We start from the raw sequence: 1,823 nt of genomic DNA, 5'->3' as shown, positions 1-1,823 counted from the left end.
GCCCCACGGCGCCCGCTTGAGCAGCCGGTACGCGGCGTACCCGGCCCACGGGCCGACCACGGCCATGGACATCACGTTGGCGCCCAGCGTGGTCAGCCCGCCGTGGGCGAGCAGCAGCGCCTGGAACACCAGCACGACCGTGCCCAGCGCCGCCATGACCGGCGGCCGGAAGACGATCGCGCCCTCACCGGTGCCGGTGGGGTGGGAGGAGCTGCCCGTCACGGACGGCAGCTTGATCGCGGACAGCACGAACGAGTAGGCGCCCACCGCGCCCAGCAGCAGCCGGGACTCGGGGTGCTCGGCGACGGTCCGCTTGATCTCGCGGACCCCGTGGACGACGAACGGCGCTGCCGCCACCGTCCACGCCGCCGCGTGGACTGGGGGCAGGAAGCCCTCGGCAATGTGCATCGGCACACCTTTCCGGGATGACGCGTCCCGATAGGAGGTACCGAGCCCCGTGAGTTCCTGGCTCGCGGATCGTCGATCCGCTCACAGTGGCGCGACCGCTCCGGTGTTGCACCGGATTCCTCGGTTGACGCTCGGCGGCGGAAGGCTAACACCGATTTCACCTCACGCTTGCGGGCGCGGACCGTGATCTTGCTCCCCCGCACGTCGGGGCCGTCGCGCGGGGGTGGGCGGGTGTTCGGACTGCCGCAGCGCGGGCAGCGCGGGGGGGGCAGTGCGGGGCGGGCAGTGCGGGGGGAGTCGGCGCGGGTGATTCGGCGCGGTGCGGTCAGCCGAGGGCGGCCAGCACGGCCCGGTAGGTCGCGTCCGGGTCCCCGTCCACGACCGGGACGACCACGGCGCGGGGGCGGGTCCCGAGCAGCGCGGTGAGCCGGTGGTGCAGGGCGGCGACCTCGGCGGCGCCGTCGTGCCGCTGCTCCTCGGGGGTGCCGGTCTCGCGCTCGGCGTAGCGGCGCAGGGCGCCCGCCTCGCCGTCGAGCAGGACGATCTCGTGGAACACCGCGCCGGTCTCGCGCGCCAGGCCCTCCAGCTCGGCGAGGAACCCAGGGCGGGCGACGAGCTGGGGGACGACCACGTCGTGCCCGGCGGCGAGGTGGGTGCGCGCGGCGGCGAGCGCGATCGCGCGGGCCAGCGGCCCGGCCTCCCGGCGGGCGTCCCGCCAGCGGCCGATCAGGGCTCGGACCAGGTCGACGTCCAGGTCGAGCGCCAGGGGGTGCTCGTCGGCGTACCGCCGCGCCACCGTCGACTTGCCGCACGCGGGCGGGCCGTTGAGCAGGATCAGCCGGGGCACCCGGTCGAGGCTAGCCCGCGTCGGGGCTGCCGGTGCCCGGACGGGCGCGCGCCTGGGCCAGTGCCGCGTGCCGGGCGGCCCACTCGCGCGCGGCGACCACGAGGGCCCGCTCCAGCGTCCCGCCGCACTCCGCCCGGCGCACCGGGGTCGCCGCGAGCGCTCCGGGAGCGTCGTCGTCGTGCACCCGGCAGGCGAGGTGGAGCAGGTCACCGTCGGGGAAGGCGAACGCCAGCGCGGGGTCGGTGCACTCGCCCCAGTCCAGGAACCGGAACCCCGCGAACCGCTGCCCGGCCTCGGCCTCCACCGCCCCCGCGCCCTCGTCCATCCAGCCCTCGGCCAGCCGGAACGCCTCCACCGCCGAGGTGAACCCCTCGGGCCGCGCGGCCGGTTCGCGGAAGCGGCGGATCTCGTCCCCCAGCTTCTTCACCAGCAGCGGCGGGTAGAACGCGTTGTCCCACGCGTCCACGTGCAGCCCGGCGACGAACACGTCCACGCACAGCAGTCCGGGGTCCCGCTCCACGTGGAACTCCAACCCGAACCCGTCCCGCGACCCGAACACCGCGTCCCC

Annotated in this window: 3 protein-coding genes and 1 riboswitch; all 3 genes read right to left on the bottom strand. The window is 75.9% G+C overall.

All coding sequences use genetic code 11. The features are described from left to right. The coding region (locus tag ACTUAL_RS24395; RefSeq protein ID WP_440901892.1) for an energy-coupling factor ABC transporter permease at positions 1 to 408 on the bottom strand (408 nt) is incomplete at its 3' end. 31 nt (positions 409 to 439) lie between these two features. After that, positions 440 to 563: riboswitch (cobalamin riboswitch) on the bottom strand. Positions 564 to 733: 170 nt separating this feature from the next. Continuing rightward, positions 734 to 1,255, bottom strand: coding sequence for an AAA family ATPase (locus tag ACTUAL_RS24390; protein ID WP_440901891.1), 522 nt, complete (start codon positions 1,253 to 1,255; stop codon positions 734 to 736). A 10-nt stretch (positions 1,256 to 1,265) separates the two neighbouring features. Further along, positions 1,266 to 1,823 (bottom strand): hypothetical protein (locus ACTUAL_RS24385; protein WP_440901890.1); only part of this gene is annotated, 558 nt, incomplete at its 5' end.

This window comes from Actinosynnema sp. (assembly GCF_052038725.1).
This window is presented reverse-complemented; position numbering and strand designations above follow the sequence as displayed.